Annotated in this window: 22 protein-coding genes and 5 tRNA genes; 8 read left to right on the top strand and 19 right to left on the bottom strand. The window is 31.8% G+C overall.

The genetic code is table 11. The features are described 5' to 3' along the window. Positions 1-7 precede the first annotated feature (7 nt). The 12 genes from rplK to rpsU all read right to left on the bottom strand — a co-directional run bounded on the left by rplK (position 8) and on the right by rpsU (position 4,767). On the bottom strand, positions 8-451 hold the full coding sequence (gene rplK, locus GYM73_RS07135; RefSeq protein ID WP_105298064.1) for a 50S ribosomal protein L11: 444 nt from the start codon (positions 449-451) through the stop codon (positions 8-10). Positions 452-497: 46 nt separating this feature from the next. Further along, positions 498-1,043, bottom strand: a complete 546-nt coding sequence (gene nusG / locus GYM73_RS07130) for a transcription termination/antitermination protein NusG (RefSeq protein WP_105298063.1) — start codon at positions 1,041-1,043, stop codon at positions 498-500. Positions 1,044-1,055: 12 nt separating this feature from the next. Beyond that, positions 1,056-1,262 carry a preprotein translocase subunit SecE gene (gene secE, locus GYM73_RS07125; RefSeq protein WP_105298062.1) on the bottom strand — a complete coding sequence of 69 codons (207 nt, stop codon included), beginning with the start codon at positions 1,260-1,262 and terminating at the stop codon, positions 1,056-1,058. A gap of 14 nt (positions 1,263-1,276) precedes the next feature. After that, a tRNA-Trp gene (locus GYM73_RS07120) sits at positions 1,277-1,349 on the bottom strand. Between the two features lie 51 nt (positions 1,350-1,400). Beyond that, entirely contained in the window at positions 1,401-2,588 is a 1,188-nt protein-coding gene (gene tuf / locus GYM73_RS07115; protein WP_105298061.1) for an elongation factor Tu, read from the bottom strand. A 176-nt stretch (positions 2,589-2,764) separates the two neighbouring features. Further along, positions 2,765-2,836, bottom strand: a tRNA-Thr gene (locus GYM73_RS07110). A 13-nt stretch (positions 2,837-2,849) separates the two neighbouring features. Next, positions 2,850-2,922: transfer RNA gene (locus GYM73_RS07105), tRNA-Gly, on the bottom strand. A gap of 81 nt (positions 2,923-3,003) precedes the next feature. Next, positions 3,004-3,086, bottom strand: a tRNA-Tyr gene (locus GYM73_RS07100). A 10-nt stretch (positions 3,087-3,096) separates the two neighbouring features. Then, positions 3,097-3,170: transfer RNA gene (locus GYM73_RS07095), tRNA-Thr, on the bottom strand. A gap of 131 nt (positions 3,171-3,301) precedes the next feature. Further along, positions 3,302-3,592: a ribosome hibernation-promoting factor, HPF/YfiA family gene (hpf, locus tag GYM73_RS07090; RefSeq protein ID WP_105298060.1), complete on the bottom strand. Its 291-nt coding sequence runs from the start codon at positions 3,590-3,592 to the stop codon at positions 3,302-3,304. Beyond that, positions 3,582-4,502 carry a tyrosine-type recombinase/integrase gene (locus GYM73_RS07085; RefSeq protein WP_220233419.1) on the bottom strand — a complete coding sequence of 307 codons (921 nt, stop codon included), beginning with the start codon at positions 4,500-4,502 and terminating at the stop codon, positions 3,582-3,584. The genes hpf and GYM73_RS07085 overlap by 11 nt, the downstream gene beginning before the upstream one ends. A 70-nt stretch (positions 4,503-4,572) precedes the next feature. Further along, a complete protein-coding gene (gene rpsU, locus GYM73_RS07080) occupies positions 4,573-4,767 on the bottom strand; it encodes a 30S ribosomal protein S21 (protein WP_055425292.1) in 195 nt (64 codons plus the stop codon). A gap of 218 nt (positions 4,768-4,985) precedes the next feature. Here rpsU and GYM73_RS07075 point away from each other — a divergent pair, with 218 nt between their 5' ends. The 3 genes from GYM73_RS07075 (at position 4,986) to lpdA (ending at position 8,809) form a co-directional block, all read left to right on the top strand. Beyond that, positions 4,986-6,524 carry a glycine--tRNA ligase gene (locus GYM73_RS07075; protein ID WP_220233418.1) on the top strand — a complete coding sequence of 513 codons (1,539 nt, stop codon included), beginning with the start codon at positions 4,986-4,988 and terminating at the stop codon, positions 6,522-6,524. Positions 6,525-6,695: 171 nt separating this feature from the next. Further along, positions 6,696-7,250 carry a YcxB family protein gene (locus tag GYM73_RS07070; RefSeq protein WP_220233417.1) on the top strand — a complete coding sequence of 185 codons (555 nt, stop codon included), beginning with the start codon at positions 6,696-6,698 and terminating at the stop codon, positions 7,248-7,250. Between the two features lie 155 nt (positions 7,251-7,405). Further along, positions 7,406-8,809 carry a dihydrolipoyl dehydrogenase gene (gene lpdA / locus GYM73_RS07065; protein WP_220233416.1) on the top strand — a complete coding sequence of 468 codons (1,404 nt, stop codon included), beginning with the start codon at positions 7,406-7,408 and terminating at the stop codon, positions 8,807-8,809. 167 nt (positions 8,810-8,976) lie between these two features. On the opposite strand, the gene GYM73_RS07060 is transcribed toward lpdA, so the two are convergent. Beyond that, the gene (locus GYM73_RS07060) at positions 8,977-9,384 is read right to left on the bottom strand and encodes a helix-turn-helix domain-containing protein (RefSeq protein ID WP_105298055.1); all 408 of its coding nucleotides are present in this window, start codon (positions 9,382-9,384) and stop codon (positions 8,977-8,979) included. A 159-nt stretch (positions 9,385-9,543) separates the two neighbouring features. On the opposite strand from GYM73_RS07060, the gene GYM73_RS07055 reads away from it, so the two are divergent. Beyond that, on the top strand, positions 9,544-9,828 hold the full coding sequence (locus GYM73_RS07055; protein ID WP_220233415.1) for a hypothetical protein: 285 nt from the start codon (positions 9,544-9,546) through the stop codon (positions 9,826-9,828). Between the two features lie 85 nt (positions 9,829-9,913). On the opposite strand, the gene bla is transcribed toward GYM73_RS07055, so the two are convergent. The 4 genes from bla to GYM73_RS07035 all read right to left on the bottom strand — a co-directional run bounded on the left by bla (position 9,914) and on the right by GYM73_RS07035 (position 13,461). Beyond that, positions 9,914-10,798 (bottom strand): class A beta-lactamase, subclass A2, encoded by an 885-nt coding sequence (gene bla, locus GYM73_RS07050; RefSeq protein ID WP_220233414.1) that lies wholly within the window; start codon positions 10,796-10,798, stop codon positions 9,914-9,916. Positions 10,799-10,859: 61 nt separating this feature from the next. Beyond that, positions 10,860-11,294, bottom strand: coding sequence for a hypothetical protein (locus GYM73_RS07045; RefSeq protein ID WP_220233413.1), 435 nt, complete (start codon positions 11,292-11,294; stop codon positions 10,860-10,862). A gap of 138 nt (positions 11,295-11,432) precedes the next feature. Then, entirely contained in the window at positions 11,433-12,797 is a 1,365-nt protein-coding gene (gene hisS / locus GYM73_RS07040; RefSeq protein WP_220234371.1) for a histidine--tRNA ligase, read from the bottom strand. Between the two features lie 124 nt (positions 12,798-12,921). Continuing rightward, on the bottom strand, positions 12,922-13,461 hold the full coding sequence (locus GYM73_RS07035) for a DUF1440 domain-containing protein (protein WP_220233412.1): 540 nt from the start codon (positions 13,459-13,461) through the stop codon (positions 12,922-12,924). A 358-nt stretch (positions 13,462-13,819) separates the two neighbouring features. Here GYM73_RS07035 and GYM73_RS07030 point away from each other — a divergent pair, with 358 nt between their 5' ends. From GYM73_RS07030 to GYM73_RS07015, 4 genes are read left to right on the top strand one after another with little or no spacing between them, the layout of a single operon-like run. Next, a complete protein-coding gene (locus GYM73_RS07030) occupies positions 13,820-14,392 on the top strand; it encodes a CopD family protein (protein ID WP_105298050.1) in 573 nt (190 codons plus the stop codon). A gap of 7 nt (positions 14,393-14,399) precedes the next feature. Beyond that, a complete protein-coding gene (locus GYM73_RS07025; RefSeq protein WP_220233411.1) occupies positions 14,400-15,128 on the top strand; it encodes an ABC transporter permease subunit in 729 nt (242 codons plus the stop codon). Beyond that, entirely contained in the window at positions 15,128-16,804 is a 1,677-nt protein-coding gene (gene gldG, locus GYM73_RS07020; protein ID WP_220233410.1) for a gliding motility-associated ABC transporter substrate-binding protein GldG, read from the top strand. Before GYM73_RS07025 ends, gldG begins: the two co-directional genes overlap by 1 nt. 2 nt (positions 16,805-16,806) lie before the next feature. After that, a complete protein-coding gene (locus tag GYM73_RS07015; protein ID WP_220233409.1) occupies positions 16,807-17,508 on the top strand; it encodes an SAM-dependent methyltransferase in 702 nt (233 codons plus the stop codon). A 287-nt stretch (positions 17,509-17,795) separates the two neighbouring features. On the opposite strand, the gene GYM73_RS07010 is transcribed toward GYM73_RS07015, so the two are convergent. Together GYM73_RS07010 and GYM73_RS07005 are read right to left on the bottom strand one after the other, a co-directional pair. Further along, complete coding sequence (locus tag GYM73_RS07010; protein WP_220233408.1) at positions 17,796-18,605, bottom strand: aminotransferase class IV; 810 nt, start codon at positions 18,603-18,605, stop codon at positions 17,796-17,798. Positions 18,606-18,676: 71 nt separating this feature from the next. After that, positions 18,677-19,057 (bottom strand): START-like domain-containing protein, encoded by a 381-nt coding sequence (locus tag GYM73_RS07005; RefSeq protein WP_105298045.1) that lies wholly within the window; start codon positions 19,055-19,057, stop codon positions 18,677-18,679. Between the last annotated feature and the right edge of the window lie 6 nt (positions 19,058-19,063).

Here is a 19,063-nt window from a genome sequence, read left to right as displayed (position 1 = left end):
CCTACAATTAATTATTAAAGGGATTTTGCCCAGTTACTCTAATACCCATAGATCTTGCTGTACCTGCAACCATGCTAACTGCTGATTCTATAGTAAAGCAATTTAAATCTACCATTTTATCTTCAGCAATTTGTTGTACTTGGCTCCAAGTAACGGATGCTACCTTATCTCTGTTTGGTTCGCCGGAACCTTTTTTAGCTTTAGAAGCTGCTAAAAGTTGAACGGTTACAGGAGGAGTTTTAACTACAAAGTCAAAAGATTTATCCTCATATACAGTAATGATAACCGGTAATACTTGTCCTTGCTTTTCTTGTGTTCGGGCATTAAATTGTTTACAAAACTCCATAATGTTAACCCCGGCAGCACCTAATGCAGGTCCTACTGGTGGTGAAGGATTTGCTTGACCTCCTTTCACCTGGAGTTTTACCATTTTAAAAATTTTTTTTGCCATTTTAATTTTTACTTAAAAATGTTTTATTTATATCTGTGGAAGCAGCCTATATTTTTTCTACTTGAGAGAAACTTAATTCAATGGGGGTTTTTCTTCCGAAAATCAACACCATCACATCTAATTTTCTTTTCTCTTCATTTATTTTTTCGATGGTTCCATTAAAACCATTAAATGGTCCATCAATAACTTTCACGGTTTCACCAAATACAAAAGGAATGTTTACGGTATCTTCAGATTCTGATAATTCATCCATTTTACCGAACATTCTACTCACTTCGCTTCGTCTCATTGGAAGTGGATCTCCTCCTTTAGTAGCACTTAAAAAACTAATTACGCCGGGTATATTCTTTATAGTATGTGGTAATTCGCCAATTAAATTAGCTTCAACCATAACATAGCCGGGATAATAGACTTTTTCTTTACGAATTTTTTTTCCGTTTCTAATTTGTACTACTTTTTCCATAGGTACAACTACTTGGCCAAGATTTTTTTTAAGATGTTCGTATCTTAAAACTTCATTTTCAATATACATTTTCACCTTAGATTCTTGCCCACTGATCGTTTTCAGTACATACCATTTCATTTCATCCATCGCTTCCTAATATTAAGATTTTAATCCTATTAATATAGAATAAATATTCTGAAGCGCTTTAGCAAAAATCCAATCTACACCAAAGCAGAACATAGCCAAAATGATCGATGTAATCGCTACAACAGTTGTTGAGGATTGCAGATCGGACCATTTAGGCCACTCGACGTGATCTTTAAATTCTTCTATTGCGCCCTTTAAATACTTAATGAGTCCGTTCATTTATTATTATTTTGCGCGGGCGGAAAGATTCGAACTCACGACCTTTGGTTTTGGAGACCACTGCTCTACCAGCTGAGCTACACCCGCTTAAAAAAGAAAGAACTTTAAGTTCTTTCTTTTGTTATGATTTTATTTAAATTAATCTAAAATCTCAGTTACCTGACCTGCACCAACAGTTCTACCACCTTCACGGATAGCGAATCTTAAACCGTTGTTAAGTGCGATTGGTTGGTGTAATTCAACTGTAATAGTTAAGTTATCACCAGGCATTACCATTTCAGTTCCTTCCGGTAAAGTAATTGTACCGGTTACGTCAGTAGTTCTAACGTAGAATTGAGGACGGTAGTTATTGTGGAATGGAGTGTGACGTCCACCTTCTTCTTTAGTTAAGATATAAACCTCTGCTTTGAATTTTTTGTGAGGAGTGATTGAACCCGGTTTAGCGATAACCATACCACGACGGATATCAGTTTTTTCAATACCTCTTAATAATAATCCAACATTATCTCCGGCTTCACCTCTATCTAATATTTTTCTAAACATTTCAACTCCGGTTACAGTAGATGTTAATTTTTCATCTCCCATACCAACGATATCTACAGCTTCACCTGAGTTAATAACTCCGGCTTCAATACGTCCTGTAGCTACAGTTCCACGACCTGTAATAGAGAAAACGTCTTCGATTGGCATTAAGAATGGTTTATCTTGATCACGAACCGGTAAATCAATCCAGTTATCAACTGCTGCCATTAATTCATCAACAGTAGCAACCCATTTTGGATCTCCGTTAAGTGCACCTAAAGCAGAACCTTGGATAACAGGAGTGTTATCTCCGTCATAATCGTAAGAAGATAATAATTCTCTTACTTCCATTTCAACTAAGTCTAATAATTCAGGATCGTCAACCATATCCACTTTGTTCATGAATACAACGATTTTAGGTACGTTTACCTGACGACATAACAAGATGTGCTCTCTTGTTTGAGGCATAGGTCCATCTGTTGCAGCAACTACTAGAATAGCTCCGTCCATTTGAGCAGCACCGGTAACCATGTTTTTTACATAGTCAGCATGCCCCGGACAGTCAACGTGTGCATAGTGACGGTTTTCTGTTTGATATTCTACGTGTGCAGTATTGATTGTGATCCCTCTTTCTTTTTCTTCAGGAGCTGCATCAATTTGAGAGAAATCTCTTTTTTCTGCTAACCCTTTTTCTGCTAATACTTTTGTAATAGCAGCTGTTAAAGTCGTTTTTCCGTGGTCTACGTGACCGATTGTACCTATATTAAGATGTGGTTTGGTACGCTGAAAAGTTTCTTTTGCCATGATAAATATGTTTGTTTATATTTCCAAAAATGAGTGCAAATATACTCAATTTTTTTTAAATAACAATAGCTTATAAAAAATAAATACTTTTTTATAAACAACTGTTTTGTAAATATGTCTTTAAGAAAGTTTAGGCTTATTAATAAAATTTGTGATTGTATGTTTGGGTAATTGAGAGCCAATGACGGGAATTGAACCCGTGACCTCGTCCTTACCAAGGAAGCGCTCTACCCCTGAGCTACATCGGCTGTTAAAAAATTGAGCGGAAGACGAGGGTCGAACTCGCGACATTCAGCTTGGAAGGCTGACGCTCTACCAACTGAGCTACTTCCGCTTATTTTTTGATTACCTTTGTAATTCGGTTGCAAAGGTAGAAATTTTTTTTGAATTACAAAAATTTTTTTTAATTTTTTTGTGGGGAGAGGAGGATTCGAACCTCCGAAGGTAAAAACCAACAGATTTACAGTCTGTCCTCGTTGGCCGCTTGAGTATCTCCCCTTCAAAAACGAGCCGGTAGAGGGATTCGAACCCACGACCCCGAGATTACAAATCACGTGCTCTGGCCAACTGAGCTATACCGGCGTTAAATTTTTTATTTCAAAGAAAATATTTCGTTATTTTTCTAAGATCATTATCTTCGTCTAACGGATTGCAAAGGTAGATAAATTTTTAATATTTCCAAATTTTTATGAAAAAAAAATATGATTTTTTACCTACATTTTTTCTTTCCTTTTGAGTATCATCTTTTTAGCGGCTTCACAGGCTAAGTCAATACTTTCTTCAAATGTAGGGGACGTTTTTTTAGCTACTAATTCATCACCGGGAACTTCTAAAACGATTTCCGTAGTTTTATTTTCTTTATTTCCAACGTTTTCCAATTTTAGGAATATATTAGCATTGATTATTTTGTCATAATATTGATCTAATTTTAAAACTTTTTTATTTAAAAATGCCAATAGGGTGTCTTGTGCATTAAAATTTACTGCTTGTACGTTAATTTTCATCTTTTTTATTTTTAAGCCCAAAAGGATGGGACCGGTTGAATACTTTTTTTAAATCTTCTATAGTATTATGAGTATATACTTGTGTAGCTGCTAAACTACTGTGACCCAGTAATTCTTTTATGGAATTGATTTCGGCTCCGTTGTGTAAGAGATGACTTGCAAAGGTATGACGGAGCATATGCGGACTTTTTTTATCCTTAGTAGTTACCATGCTAACATATCTATGAATCAGGTTATATACATACTTTTCACTTAAAATTTTACCGTTTTTATTGGTAAATAGATATTCATAAGGTATACCAAAATTGATTTTATAGGCTAGAAATGCATTTATTTGCTCTGATAATTTTTGAGTTATAGGAATTAATCTTTCTTTATTTCTTTTTCCTGTAATTCTAATCGTGTGATTCTTTAAATCGATTGTTGAAGTTTTAAGTTGCAGAAGCTCCATTCTTCTGATACCTGTTTGATAAAATATCTCAAATATGAGATGGTTTCTAAGAGTATCAAAGGAATCCGAGTTATCTTTTCCTGCCTCACAAGAATTTATATAAGTTTCGATGGAATAAATTTCATCTTCAGTGTAAGGAAGTAAAACTTTTTTCTTTTGTTTAAGATTTTTTAAGTAGATGGTTGGATTTATATCCAAATAATCAATTTTAAGCAAAAATTTAAAAAAGCTTCTTATAGAAGAAATTTTTCTATTGATGGATTTTTCCGATAAATTTTTATTGGATAGATAAATAATAAAATTCCTTAGTTGTTTGGCAGTAGCATGTTCTGCATCAGAAATGCTTTCAGATTCTAAAAGAAAGCTTTGAAGATCCAGCAAATCTCTTTCATAACTTTGTATGGTAAGAGGAGAATAATGTTTCTCTAAGGTAAGGTATTCAAGAAATTTTTGTAACATATAAAAAGCCTACTTTTCAAAATTAAAAATAATTTCGAAAAATAGGCTAATATTTTATAGAAAAAGTTTCTTATGCTTCTTCTTGACTTTGCAATCTTTGTTTGTAAGCTGCTCTAATAACCTGTTGTCTTTTAGTAACAGAAGGCTTAATAAACTGTTGTCTTTTTCTTAATTCTTTAACAACACCGGTTTTATCGTATTTTCTTTTATATTTTTTTAGAGCTTTATCAATAGACTCTCCATCTTTTACTGGAATAATTAACATAATAACATCTCTTTTTTGTTCTTCATTTATTTTCGAAGTGCAAATATATGAAGATAATTTGCAAACGCAAATTTATTTTTAATATCAACGAAAGATTCGGTTGAATTATAAGATATATTTTGTTTTCCCTGATAGAGGTATATAACAGTTATAGGGTAATATCTCATTTTTTATAGTAAATTTGAACGTTGAATATAAATATCTAACCAAGTATATATATGAAATCTCAAGAAGATGTTTTAAAAAAGGTAGTTGCCCATGCCAAGGAATATGGGTTTGTTTTTCCTTCCAGTGAAGTTTATGACGGATTATCAGCCATTTACGATTACGGTCAAAATGGTGTTGAATTAAAAAACAATATTAAACAGTATTGGTGGAAAGCAATGGTGCAGTTGAATGAAAATATTTTGGGATTGGATTCTGCTATATTTATGCATCCTACTATCTGGAAGGCTTCCGGGCATGTTGATGCGTTTAATGATCCGTTAATTGACAATAAAGACAGTAAAAAGAGATTTCGTGCGGATGTTTTAGTGGAAGATTTTGCGGAGAAATTTGAAGATAAAGCTAAAAAAGAAGTTGAAAAAGCAAGAAAACGATTTGGAAAAGCTTTTGATTTGGAACAGTTTGAGACTACTAATCCTAAAGTTTTAGAATATAGAAAGCAAAAAGCAGATATCTTACAAAGATTAGCTAAGTCTTTGGAAACTAATTTAGCAGATACTAAAGCTTTAATCGAAGAACTGGAAATTGGTGATCCCGAAACAGGTTCTAAAAACTGGACAGAAGTTCGTCAGTTTAATTTAATGTTTGGGACAAAATTAGGCTCTACTGCTGATTCTGCTACCGATTTATATTTAAGACCTGAAACGGCACAAGGAATTTTTGTAAATTACTTAAATGTCCAAAAGACAGGAAGAAAAAAATTACCTTTTGGAATTGCACAAATTGGTAAAGCGTTTAGAAATGAAATTGTGGCAAGACAATTCATTTTTAGGATGAGAGAGTTTGAACAGATGGAAATGCAATTTTTTGTTCCTCCGGGCACAGAATTGTCTTATTTTAAAGAATGGAAAGAAAAACGTTTAAATTGGCATTTAGCTTTAGGATTGGGTAAAGATAACTATAGATTTCACGATCATGAAAAGTTAGCCCATTATGCAAACGCTGCCACCGATATTGAATTTAATTTTCCATTCGGATTTAAAGAATTGGAAGGTATCCATTCCAGAACTGATTTTGATTTATCGGCACATGAAAAATATTCCGGTAAAAAACTTCAATATTTCGATCCGGAACAAAATAAAAGTTATGTTCCTTATGTAGTGGAAACATCTATTGGATTAGACCGAATGTTTTTAGCTCTTTTATCTAAATGTTTAAAAGACGAAACATTGGAAGATGGGTCATCAAGAGTTGTTTTAAGTTTGCCTCCTGCTTTAGCGCCTAATAAAGTTGCTATATTTCCATTACTTAAAAAAGATGGATTGCCGGAATATGCAGAAAAGATTTTCAATGATTTGAAATTTGATTATAATGTAATGTATGAAGATAAAGATGCCATTGGTAAACGATATAGAAGACAAGATGCTATCGGTACTCCTTACTGTATTACCGTTGACCATGACACGCTTTCCGATCATACTGTTACTATAAGAAACAGAGATACTATGAAACAGGAAAGAGTTTCAGTAGATTCCTTACGCACTATTTTAGGAGAGAATGTTGAATTAAAATCTCTTTTAAAGAAAATATAACCAAAATATGCTTCCGTTACTAACGGGGCATATACTTATTCCTATCTTTACTAGTTACAATTATAAATTAATTTTATAATATAGGGAGATAGGAATATTTATTTATACATATCTAATTCTTACTTATTAAATCACTAACATAAATTCGACGGATTTCATACATTTACAATTATGAAAGATTATACATATACTTATAAAATTTCAGCAGATGATTATCTTACTCATCAGCTTTTTAGTGCTTCGATGAATGAAATAGTAAAACAACAAAGGAAAAAAGGGCTACTTTTATGGACCTTTGCCTTTTTTGTACTTGCTGTAATTTTTGTTTTTTTAAAAAACTATGCATTAGCTGCTTATTTTGGAGTATTTGGAATTGGTTTTATATTTATTTATCCGATTTATTCCCGTTGGATATATAAAAGATTTTATAAACGTTTTGTTTATCGAAATTTTAATAAAACGCAATTAGAAACCATTGGACTTACTTTTTCAACGGATGATATAATCCTTTCCAACGGTGAAAATGAAGGAAAAATTCCTATTTCCAATATAGAACTAATCTATGAAATTCCCTCGCATTTTTTTATAAAATTAGACAGGGGAAGAAATATTATTATTCCTAAATCTCAAATTGAAGCTATAGACTCACTTACTAAAACTCTTACTGATTTAGCAGAATCAAAATCGATTCCGTATAAAAGAATGTTGGATTGGAAATGGAAATAATTTCGATTAAGACCTTTTACTGTTTAACTATATTTAATACATTATGTAAAGATATAGGCTAAGTAATTTTAAATTTATAAAATTGTTTAGGTGAGATGTATAAATTGAACGTATATTTTTTATCTTTGAATTCCAACCTAGTAGAAAAATAAATCATGAGTAATTTCGATATAGTAATCATTGGATCGGGGCCCGGGGGGTATGTCTCAGCCATTCGTTGTGCACAATTAGGATTTAAAACCGCATTGGTAGAAAAATATTCCCATTTAGGAGGCACCTGTTTACATGTGGGATGTATTCCTTCCAAATCCTTGTTAGATGCTTCCGAGCTTTATGATAAAGCTTTACACCAATTTAAAGACTTCGGAATTGAAATTACTAAGCCAACGATTGATTTTAGCAGAATGATTCAACGGAAAAATGAAGTCGTTGAACAAACAAGTAAGGGAATCGATTATTTAATGGATAAAAATAAGATTACGGTTTTTCATGGTATGGGTACTTTTAAGTCTTCCAATCAATTGGAAGTTAAAGATGAGAAAGGAAATATAAAAAACCTGGAAGCTAGATATTTCATCATAGCCACCGGTTCCAAACCTGCAAACCTTCCGTTTGCTCCCGCAGATAAAGAACGTTTGATCACTTCGACAGAGGCATTAAATCTTAAAGAAATACCTAAGCATTTATTAGTTATCGGGGGAGGAGTTATCGGATTAGAACTAGGATCTGTATATAAAAGGTTAGGAGCAGAAGTGACCGTCATAGAATTTTTAGACCGGTTAATTCCTACTATGGATGGCGGTTTATCTAAGGAATTACTGAAAGTGTTAAAAAAACAAGGAATGAAATTTTCTTTATCCACTAAAGTTACCAAGATAGAACGTAAGGGAGATAAAATATTTGTTCAAGCTGTGGAAAAGAACGGCAAGGAAATCACGTTTGAGGGTGATTATTGTTTAGTTGCTGTCGGAAGAAAACCCTATACTGAAAATCTTGGATTGGAAAAGGCAGGTATTGAATTGGATGATCAAGGAAGAATAAAAGTAAATGAACATTTGCAAACGAATATTCCAAATATATATGCTATAGGAGATGTGGTTCGTGGACCTATGTTGGCACATAAGGCGGAAGAAGAAGGAGTTTTAGTTGCCGAACAGTTAGCAGGACAAAAACCTCATATAGATTATAATCTTATACCCGCTGTGGTATATACCTGGCCGGAAGTTGCGGGAGTTGGAAAAACAGAAGAACAATTATTAGAGGAGGGGCGTAGTTTCAAAATAGGACAATTTCCCATTCGAGCTTTAGGAAGGGCTCGAGCCAGTGGCGATACGGACGGATTTGTAAAAATATTGGCTGATGAGGCAACCGATGAAGTATTGGGAATTCATATGATAGCCGCTCGTGCCGCCGATTTAATTGCGGATGCCGTGACTTTATTAGAATATCGAGCATCTGCTGAAGATATCGCTAGAATGAGCCATGCACATCCTACCTATGCTGAAGCCATAAAAGAGGCTGCTTTAGAAGCTACCGAAAAAAGAGCAATTCACAGTTAAAATAGTTATAACATTAGATTAAAAAAACACTTTCAATATTTGAGAGTGTTTTTTTATTTTTTATCAATTCAGTTAAATAAAACAAATGATTTGAATAAAATCAGTAAAATAAAAAAAGAGATTTTAACACTAAAACCTCTTTAAACTTTTATCTAAATTGAAATCCTTTATTTATTCAATAACTTTTCCAATAATTCATCTTTTTCTTTCAGCATGCGCTCATATAAAGCCTCCTTTTCGTTATAGAGCTCTACAATTTTATCAATAGGATTGAAAGTACAATTTATTGGATTATTTAAAAATGAACTTTCTACTTTATCATTAAAAGTGTTGATATAATTAAAAGTAGCTTCATCATTCATGTTTTTAATAGCATCAATCGGAACATTAAGAGTTTTGGCTACTTTTTTTAGTGTAGAATCATCGATAAATTCTTTTTGCTCAAGTTCAGAAACGGATTGTTGGGTAATATCCAAATCAATAGCGATCGCCTCTTGTTTTATTCCTAACATTTCGCGCAATCGTTTGATATTTCTACCATGATGTGTTTTTTGAGGAGCAATATCTAATTTCATTCTGTGTTACTATTTATTTATGTATACAAAAATACTAAAAATACGGCTAAAAGCGACGAATTTGTGAAATACATCTCAATAATTGTATTATACAAGTAAGTACTTGTAAAATACCATCTCAATAATGAGCTAATTTTGACAATATAATAACAAATGAGAATGACAAATACTAAAGATTTTTGGCTTGATAAAGCGCGTCATTATTTACAATCTTCTCGGGCAACAGAGGATCTTGAATCGGGATTTGTGTTTGAAAATTATGTGCAGTTGGGAGCTTTGCTTTACTCCATTATTCATATTTCACAAAAATCGTTGTTTTTTAAAGAAGAAAAATTAGAAGAAGAGGTGCGTACAGATATATATAATCTATTGGATATAGCTAAAAAATTAATTCCACGTTCCGAATTGGAATTTTTGGATGAAATTAGAAAGGAAATAGCGTAATATCTAGTTATTGTTAGTTTTAAAAAACCGGAATGATTTTTAAAATCATTCCGGTTTGATATATGTAACATTTCAAAATGAAAAATTATTTATTTTTATAAAAGTTATATACTACCTGAGAAATATCGGCAATCATTCGAGCATTGGTTTTGTCGTCTTCTTTGGAATCTTTAATAAATACTGCAATAGAATATTGTTTCCCATTGGGTAAATAAACAAAACCGATGTCGTTATCGGCGGCTTTTAAACCTTCCAAATTTCGGGAAGAACTGCCGGATTTATGTCCAATTAAAACTTTTTTAGGTAAAAGAGCTTTTAACTTATCCGAACCTGTTTCAGATTCTGTCATTGCTTGGAATAAGAAATCTTTATAGTTTTTACAAAAGATATCTTTATTTATAAAAATATCCAATAAACGGGCAGCTTCTAACGGAGTCGTCCAATTTATATATTGGTTATTAAAATCTTTGCTCATTTCCTCTTCAGTTGCTTGAATGGAAAAATTTTTACTTCCTAGTGTACGTAAATACAGATCTGTCATTTTAGTACCGTTCATATAATAATATAAAGCATCAGAGGCGTTGTTGTCACTTTTGGAAACCGTATAATTTAACAAATCGCCAATAGGAATAGTAAAATTACCTTCCGGGTACTCTTTTGCTAAAGGACTGTAAGTATCTTTTTTTATGTCTGATTTTTTCAGATATAAATTAGATTCCAAAGAAAGTAAATTTTTGTTCATGTAGTCCAACAAAGCAAGTGCTTGATGAAATTTAAAAACGCTCATCGCCGGATACTCCATATCGTTATTGACTGTTAAGGTATCTTTTCCGTCGAAAATTACGGCCACTCCCACAGTGGCTTTCTTATTCTTAGTAATGGAATGAATTTTTTTTTCTAAACTTTGCATTTGCGCTTGTAGAACACAAAAAGGCATTGAAAGAAAAAATAGTAATTTAAAATATTTCATAAGATAAAGTTAAATGCAATTTTTTAAATAAAGAAATTATTTTTTATTTCATTAATAAAATTTATTTCTTAATTGCTTTCTTTTCTCTAACTAATGCATTTTTTTTATCTTTATATGTTCTTTCAAGTTCGTTTTTTTGAATTTTTATTTCATTTTTGCTTAATTGACGGTTATTTTCAATTCTTTCTTTATCTCTTTTATATCTTTCTTCTAATTGATCAATTTGAGCGTCTAATTCTTTTTTCTTTTTGTCGGCAAGCTCTGAGTGGTGATCGTATGCATGATCATGAGAGTTCGAGTAATTTAAATTATCTTGTTTTTGTTTAAGTGAAAGTTCACGTTTTTTTTGTGCTTTTTCATATCCGGATAAATTTTGATTTTTGCCTATCTCTTTATATTGTCTGCCGTATTCTTTATTCATTTCTTTTCTTCCGGTTTGAGCAAAGGCAGAAGTAGACAGCATTAATAGAAATGCTAAGGTTAAAAACTTGTTCATTATTATTTTGGTTTTATTAAATTAATTAACAAAGAAAAACCAATCTAAAAATATGCCAATTTTAAAAGCTTTTATGTGATTAATTACTAGTTACATAACTGTAATTTCGTGAATCATTTGAGATAAAATCCATTAAAGTTAAGATAAAAATTCTTCAATTTCATCAATAGATAAATTTTTCTGATCGCCTGTTTTTATATTTTTAAGTGTTACTGTATTCGTATTAATTTCATCTTCTCCATAAAAGGCTACGAAAGATATTTCCTTTTTTTCTGCGTAGGTAAATTGTTTTTGAAGTTTAGATTTTTCAGGATATAAATCACAAGCAATGTTTTTACTTCTAAGTTCTTTAATTAGTTTCAATGCTTGAAGACATTCATTCTCACCGAAATTGAAAAAGAGAATTTGTTTTTGATGTAATGTAGCCTCAGGGAAAAGATTAAGTTCTTCCATAACCAAATATATTCGGTCTAATCCGAAAGAAATACCTACTCCCGGCATGTTTTTAACGCCGAATATTTCGGTGAGGTTGTCATATCGTCCACCTCCGCCAATTGATCCCATGGAGATATTTTTAGCTTTCACCTCATAAATAGTTCCGGTATAATAATCCAAACCTCGCGCAAGGGTGAGGTTGAAGATCAGTTCTGCAGAGGTAAGACCAATTTCTTTTACCCGATTGTAGATAAATTCCATTTCTTGTATACCTTCTTGCCCTATTTCAATATCTGTGAGTATATCTTTAAGTTGAGAAATTTTTTCTTCAAAAGTTCCTGAAAGTTCAATAATCGGAATAAGTTTTTGTAAAGAATCTTGTCCAATACCTTTAGTTGACATTTCTTCTAAAACTTTATCCAAACCAATTTTGTCCAATTTATCCAAAGCAACGGTAAAATCGATTAATTGATTTTCGATAGATGCATATTGAGCAATAGCTGCCAATAACTTTCGGTTGTTTATATGAATTTCAATAGGGATATGTAAATCCGAAAAAGCCGAATCGTATAATAAAGTAAGATTTACTTCATGCCATAAACTGGCTGAACCAACGATATCGGCATCGCACTGATAAAATTCACGATATCGTCCTTTTTGAGGTCGATCTGCTCTCCACACCGGTTGAATTTGATATCGTTTGAAAGGTAGGGGAAGTTGCCCGTGATTCATAGCGACGTAACGCGCAAAAGGTACGGTAAGATCATACCGCAAAGCTTTTTCTGAAATAGAACCGATTATATTTTTGGAACTCCATTGAGACATATCCGGATTCTTTTTTTTCGCTTCAGCTAGAAAATCACCGCTGTTTAATATTTTAAAAATTAAACGATCTCCTTCTTCTCCATATTTACCGGTTAATGTATCTAAATTTTCAAAAGAAGGAGTTTCCAACGGTTGAAAGCAAAATTTTTCAAAATTGGATTGTAACTTAGTAATTATGTATCTTCTCTTTTGTAATTCTTTAGCGGTAAAATCTCTGGTGCCTTTAGGAATTCCGGGTTTCATTTCTTTATGTCTTATTTTGAAAACAAAGGTATAGAAATGTTTTGATTTTTTTTTAGGTAAATAAGGTAAAAAAAGAGCATAAAACATATGCTCCTTTTTACATGTATGTTGAAATATAAAATTTTTATCTGAAAGGAGAAGTAAGAGGGATTTCGGAATCCGGTTGTTTCGTAATTCGGTTTCGTAAATCTCTACGCGTAATTTCAATTATCCAGGTCCAGAACGCATGTCCGAAAAATTCAGAGAAATGTTCTGCAAAAGGCTGATCCCACGGGGCAGGTACCGTTCCCAGTATTGGCATTATAATAATATGGAACATTATGTAAATAAATATTCCATAGGCAGTTCCCTGCCATAATTTAATTTTAGGATAATATTCTGCAACTAAGCAATAGATTATTGCACAGATAATTGAGAAGGAAAAATGAATAATAAAGCTCATGATCGGTCGCGGATTATCATTAAAATAATACATGAGATGAGAGAGGTCATGAGACATTCCCAGTTGTTCCAGGAGGTGTTGTGGTGGATTGGTCATATCTCTTTCAGGAGTACGGGGAGGAAATGGAACTTCCCAACCGAATTTGATAAAACCTGAAATGATTCCTGAAATGATTCCTACCCATACGGCAACATTTTTCTTAGGATGTAAAGCATTTTTCATAAACAGAATTATATAAATGATTGATTAATTGAAATAATAACACAATTTTTTAATACTAATGTATGCTATCTAAATACATATGTTTAAAGTTATTTTCAAAAAAAATGCCTAAAATTTTACATTTATTCAGTATAATGCTAATTTTATTACAATTTTATTTGTAAAATTGATAGGATGGTTAAGCAATATTTACTTATTTTTTTATTACCAAAAGTTATATCAATTATTCAAATATTCAAAGAACTATAATTTTAGCTTAAATATATATGGTGTGTATATATAACCTGTTCACAGGGTTATATATTAAAGTATTGATAATATTAAATTTATTAAATTCGCATTCAAAATTGATTGTATAATGCATATTCCTGATATTCCCAGTTATTTTGCCTTAAAAGCGATTCACATTATTTTTATGGTAAGCTATTTTGCGGGGATTTTTTACTTAATACGTTTATTTGTTTATTTTATAGATACCAATGAAAAACCGGAGCTTGAGCGTGAGATTCTTAGAAAGCAATACATATATATGATTTCTCGTTTATGGGATATCATAACGGTTCCGGCAGGAATTATAATGCTTATTACCGGAACATTAATGATGATTAATACTCGCGGGGATATTACTTTTTACATTTTAAGAGAACCTTGGTTCCATATTAAGCTGGTATTTGTTGGAGCGTTGGCTCTATATCATTACTGGAGTTGGAGGTGTATTAGGAGAATAAAGGCCGGAAAATTCAATACAACTTCTATTAAGCTCCGTATGATGAATGAAGTTGCTACTATTATTTTATTTGCCGTAATATTTATAGTTATTTTCAAACAATATTTTATGGGAATGTGGCTAAGCTTATTGATCAGTTTTATTGTTCTAGTTCTTGTAATTATGTTGGTTGTAAAATTAGTTAACAGAAAAAAGAAAAAGTAAGAATCGTATGTTTTCAATTTTTAAAAAAGAACTTTGGGCATATTTTGGAACATTAGGCGCATATATTGTTTCGGCTGCTTTCTTGTTAATCTGTTCTTTATTTTTATGGTTTTTCGATAATGATTTTAATGTTTTCAATGTAGGATTGGCTACATTAAATAACTTTTTTATACTTGCTCCCTGGGTATTGATGTTCCTATTACCTGCCTTGACAATGAAAAGCATTGCGGAAGAAGAGCAAAACGGTACTTTGGTCTGGTTATTTTCTCAACCATTGTCTGTTTCATCTATTGTTTTAGGTAAATATTGGGCGATTCTAGTTCTAGTCTTATTTTCTTTACTTCCTACTTTTACCTATGTTTATACGATTAATTATTTAAGTTTACCGAAAGGAAATATAGATTCAGGAATCATTGTTAGCGGATATATCGGATTACTCTTTTTGTCCATGACCTTTGCTTCAATTGGTATTTTTTGTTCTTCCTTAGTAAAAAATCAGGTATTAGCGTTTGTAACGGGTGTCTTTTTTTGTTTTATTTGTTTTTATGGATTTGAAAATTTGGCATCGTATAATCTGCTAGGAAATTTAGATTATACCTTGCAAAAAATAGGATTTTTTCAACATTATACCAGTTTTACAAAAGGGATCGTTGATACAAGAGATATAGGTTATTTTATCTTTGTAATAGTTGGATTTCTTTTATTATCGATTCGAATAATCAACAGCAAAAAGTAATGAGATATTTAAAAAAGATAAATATTAGCTTAGTATTACTACTTATTGCAGGGCTTATATTGGCTAGTGGTTTTTTTTATAAAAGGTTTGACTTAACTTCGGATAAACGATATACGTTAACTGAAAGTACTCGTCAAATATTAAAAAAAATTGATGAGCCGATGCAGATTGATGTATATTTAGAAGGAGATTTTCCTGCAGATTTTAAACAACTGCAGTCTGAAACTCTCAGTCTGCTGGATGAATTTAAAAGGTTAAATTCCAATATTAATTTTCAATTAATAGATCCAATAAAGGAAAAATTATCACAAGAGACATTAGAAGCTATGGGTATGGCTCCTTCGGCTTTACGGGTTGAAAAAGATGGAGCATCATCTCAACTAATTTTATTTCCTTATTCAACTATAAAATATAAAGGCAATGGGCAAACAGTACCGTTAATAATTTCACAAGCAGGAATAACAGGAGATGAGCAAATGGCTAAATCTATCGAAAATTTGGAATACGGTTTTATAAGTGCTATTGATAAGTTATCCAATAAACGTTTGAAAAGTGTAGGCATTTTAGTAAATCAAAAAGAACTGAACCGATTGGAAATGTTCAGCCTGGCTAATAGGATTCATCAAAGTTATAACTTCGGACCTATTTTTCCTAAAGATAGTCAGACACTGTCACTTCATGATTTACCAACTCTTAAGAAATTTGACGCCATACTGATTGCTAAACCAAGAAAGGCTTTTACTGATAAGGAAAAATTAACAATTGACCAATATATCATGAGTGGAGGTAAAACACTATGGGCAATTGATCAAGTTAATGCCGAAATGGATACTTTGCTTAAGTCCAGTAAAATATTGGCTTATCCGTATGATCTTAATTTAACTGATTTATTATTTTCTTACGGAGTAAGGATAAATTCCGGAATTGTTAAGGATATAAAAAATCCTACTTATATAAATTTACAGGTTGGAGAAATACAAGGAAATGTACAAAATGCAAGAGTACCTTGGGTATATTTTCCTATGGGATTTTCCTTGAATAATCATCCGATAACCAAAAATATTAATCCGGTATCCTTTCAGTTTCCTACTTCCATTGATACTTTAGATACTCCCGGAGTTAAAAAAACAATTCTCTATCAAAGTTCTTCCTATACCGCGCTTCAAGGAGTACCCTCCTATATATCACTTGAGGAAGCAAAGTTATTTGAAAGAGACAACGTAAATTGGAACGAATATAATAAAGGGCCTAAAATATTGGGAGTTTTGCTTGAAGGGAAATTTACCTCTGCATACAAGGATAGGATAGAGTCTAGTGGAATTAAAAATTTTGTGGACCGGTCAAACAATAATAAGATGATCGTTATATCCGATGGTGACATAGCAAGAAATCAGGTGATAAAAGGTCAACCTTTGCCTTTAGGTTTTGATTATTCAACAGGTATTACTTATGGAAACGAAGAATTTTTAATAAACGCCCTGGACTATTTATTAGATGATCACGGTTTAATGCTTTTAAGAAACAGGACGGTACAAATGAGAATGTTGAATAAGCCTCTAATTGTTCAGGAAAAATCGTATTGGCAATGGTTAAATTTAGGGGTTCCTATCGTTTTAGTCAGTATCGTAGGAGGTTCTTTTATATTTGTAAGAAGAAAAAAGTTTAGTAAAAAATAATTATGGCTGTATTATATTTACTTCCTGCCTATTTAGGTGAAACTTCACCCAAAGATATATTTTCTCCGAGAGAAATCGAATTATTACATACGTTAAAATTTTTTGTTGCTGAAAATCAAAAATCGGCCAGAAAATTTATTAAATTTTTATGTCCGGATATAACTCAAAGCGAATTAAGTATTTCAATATTGGATAAAAGAACCACGGAAGAGGAATTGGAATATCTTTCACAGCCTTTGAAAAACGGGGAGGATGTTGGATTAATTTCAGAAGCGGGATTACCTTGCATAGCAGATCCGGGTAATATTTTAGTTTCTTGGTGTCACAGACACGATATTCGAGTAGTTCCTATTACAGGTCCTTCTTCCATTATATTGGCGTTAATAGCCAGTGGCTTAAATGGTCAAAATTTTGCTTTTAACGGTTATCTTCCCATAGATTCTAATGAAAGGAAAAAGACAATAGTAAATCTTGAAAAGGTGAGCAGAAATCAAGGATCAGCGCAAATATTTATGGAAACTCCGTATCGAAATCAAGCGTTATTTGATGACTTGATTAAATACTTAAATCCAAAAACTTCTTTATGTATTGCCACGAATGTTACTCTTCCCAACGAATCTATTAAAACTTTATATTGCAAAGATTGGAAAGCTAAAAAACCAAATTTTCACAAAGAACCCACCATTTTTATAGTACAAGCTTAAATTTTATTTTACACTTTAGCGTGTTTATCTATCTAAAATTGAGGGGTAATAAAAAACGTACTATTTACACTATAAAATAATTTTATTGATAAAACCCTTTATAGAACCATAATTAGATTATTTTTGCATCAAGAAAGTAAGAGATATCTTTAAAAAGATTTTTAATGATCTTTCAAGACATGATTACTTAAATGTAATCGCTTTCTCATTTTTTTGTGGTTTTAGTTTGAGGTCGCTTATGCGACCTTTTTTTATTTAAAACAAAAACAGATGTTTTGAGTTACCAACTATTCTAAAGAATAACCGATAAATTTTTTTGTCAATAAACGAGTTTGATCTTTTTTAAAAACTTTTTTTCTCAACCGGGTAACGGGCAGTAATCCATTTTCATCACTAAGTATAAAAAATTCATCTGCAGATTGAGCTTCGAAAGGAGATATTGGTGCTTCTTTAAAGATGTAATTTGTTTTTTCTCGTAGAAAAAGGATGTAATTTTTCTTTAAAACAGATTGGATGGCACCTTCCGTAGTGGGAGGGGAAACTATCATATTATCTTGAATTAAAAATATATTACCTAATACAGATCTAGCTATTCTTTTTTCACTATTCAGTAAAATAACGTCCTGTAACTCATTTTCTCTTGCATATTGTTCTGCTATGCTATTAAGAGGCTGATAAATTAATAAATCTGACAATAAATTGGGATATATAAGAATTTCTTTATAAACATCAACTTCATTTTCAGTAGTTACAAAGAAATTTTTATGGGGTAAAATTTGTATTATAAATGAAGGGGGATGATTTTGGATATTTCTATAGATTGTTATTTTTACTCTACCTTCTGTGGTGTTTAATTTCTCAGAGAGTATTTTAATTTGATCTTCAAATAATTCCGGAGTAAAAGCTAGAGGTATATCTATCCTCATTTTTCTCATGGATGCCATCAATTGGAAATATACATATTCCCAATAGAGGAGTTTATTTTGAAATAGCCAACAGAAACCATTTACAAAATCCCCGGAAAAATAATTGTTTTCAGTGTAATTAATTACTAATTGATTTTCTTCAATACATTTTTGATTGAAAATAATTTTCATACTAAATCATTAGTATTTTTTGTGTTAGTGGTTTTTTTTATTGGCCCTAATACGGGGAGTAATTATATTATTTAAGAACCTATAATCTTTTTTAGGTCTTCAATTAAATTTTCCCAATATAATTTTGAGTGTTCTAAGTCGCTTTCTTCGGCAAAATCAGTAATTACAAGAGCAACGTCACTGGTTACATCATCAACATGTATGGCAAGTTCCCAAAAATATTTCGTTCCTTCATCTTCTTCCCATCTGAAACGCACAAAAGATTCTTCTTTATATCGTATTAAGTTGGCTGATTCTTCTTGATCACCCCAAACAAAAGTAAATTTATCTCCTCTTTCAATTACGTCATCTGCTAACCACTCACTCATACCTGAAGAAGTTCCAATATATTCAAACAAAAGAGTAGTGGAACATTTCATAGCAAATTCTAATTGGTATTTTATCTTATTCATATTAAT

This window comes from Apibacter sp. ESL0432 (assembly GCF_019469225.1).
Classification (GTDB): domain Bacteria; phylum Bacteroidota; class Bacteroidia; order Flavobacteriales; family Weeksellaceae; genus Apibacter.
Note: the sequence above shows the minus strand (reverse complement) of the source record. Positions and strands in the feature narration are given on the sequence as shown.

Coding starts and splice junctions, on each gene's coding strand:
- rplK (WP_105298064.1), bottom strand. CDS start 451: ATGGCAAAAAAAATTTTTAAAATGGTAAAACTCCAGGTGAAAGGAGGT.
- nusG (WP_105298063.1), bottom strand. CDS start 1,043: ATGGATGAAATGAAATGGTATGTACTGAAAACGATCAGTGGGCAAGAA.
- secE (WP_105298062.1), bottom strand. CDS start 1,262: ATGAACGGACTCATTAAGTATTTAAAGGGCGCAATAGAAGAATTTAAA.
- tuf (WP_105298061.1), bottom strand. CDS start 2,588: ATGGCAAAAGAAACTTTTCAGCGTACCAAACCACATCTTAATATAGGT.
- hpf (WP_105298060.1), bottom strand. CDS start 3,592: ATGAAAATTAACGTACAAGCAGTAAATTTTAATGCACAAGACACCCTA.
- GYM73_RS07085 (WP_220233419.1), bottom strand. CDS start 4,502: ATGTTACAAAAATTTCTTGAATACCTTACCTTAGAGAAACATTATTCT.
- rpsU (WP_055425292.1), bottom strand. CDS start 4,767: ATGTTAATTATTCCAGTAAAAGATGGAGAGTCTATTGATAAAGCTCTA.
- GYM73_RS07075 (WP_220233418.1), top strand. CDS start 4,986: ATGAAATCTCAAGAAGATGTTTTAAAAAAGGTAGTTGCCCATGCCAAG.
- GYM73_RS07070 (WP_220233417.1), top strand. CDS start 6,696: ATGAAAGATTATACATATACTTATAAAATTTCAGCAGATGATTATCTT.
- lpdA (WP_220233416.1), top strand. CDS start 7,406: ATGAGTAATTTCGATATAGTAATCATTGGATCGGGGCCCGGGGGGTAT.
- GYM73_RS07060 (WP_105298055.1), bottom strand. CDS start 9,384: ATGAAATTAGATATTGCTCCTCAAAAAACACATCATGGTAGAAATATC.
- GYM73_RS07055 (WP_220233415.1), top strand. CDS start 9,544: ATGACAAATACTAAAGATTTTTGGCTTGATAAAGCGCGTCATTATTTA.
- bla (WP_220233414.1), bottom strand. CDS start 10,798: ATGAAATATTTTAAATTACTATTTTTTCTTTCAATGCCTTTTTGTGTT.
- GYM73_RS07045 (WP_220233413.1), bottom strand. CDS start 11,294: ATGAACAAGTTTTTAACCTTAGCATTTCTATTAATGCTGTCTACTTCT.
- hisS (WP_220234371.1), bottom strand. CDS start 12,797: ATGAAACCCGGAATTCCTAAAGGCACCAGAGATTTTACCGCTAAAGAA.
- GYM73_RS07035 (WP_220233412.1), bottom strand. CDS start 13,461: ATGAAAAATGCTTTACATCCTAAGAAAAATGTTGCCGTATGGGTAGGA.
- GYM73_RS07030 (WP_105298050.1), top strand. CDS start 13,820: ATGCATATTCCTGATATTCCCAGTTATTTTGCCTTAAAAGCGATTCAC.
- GYM73_RS07025 (WP_220233411.1), top strand. CDS start 14,400: ATGTTTTCAATTTTTAAAAAAGAACTTTGGGCATATTTTGGAACATTA.
- gldG (WP_220233410.1), top strand. CDS start 15,128: ATGAGATATTTAAAAAAGATAAATATTAGCTTAGTATTACTACTTATT.
- GYM73_RS07015 (WP_220233409.1), top strand. CDS start 16,807: ATGGCTGTATTATATTTACTTCCTGCCTATTTAGGTGAAACTTCACCC.
- GYM73_RS07010 (WP_220233408.1), bottom strand. CDS start 18,605: ATGAAAATTATTTTCAATCAAAAATGTATTGAAGAAAATCAATTAGTA.
- GYM73_RS07005 (WP_105298045.1), bottom strand. CDS start 19,057: ATGAATAAGATAAAATACCAATTAGAATTTGCTATGAAATGTTCCACT.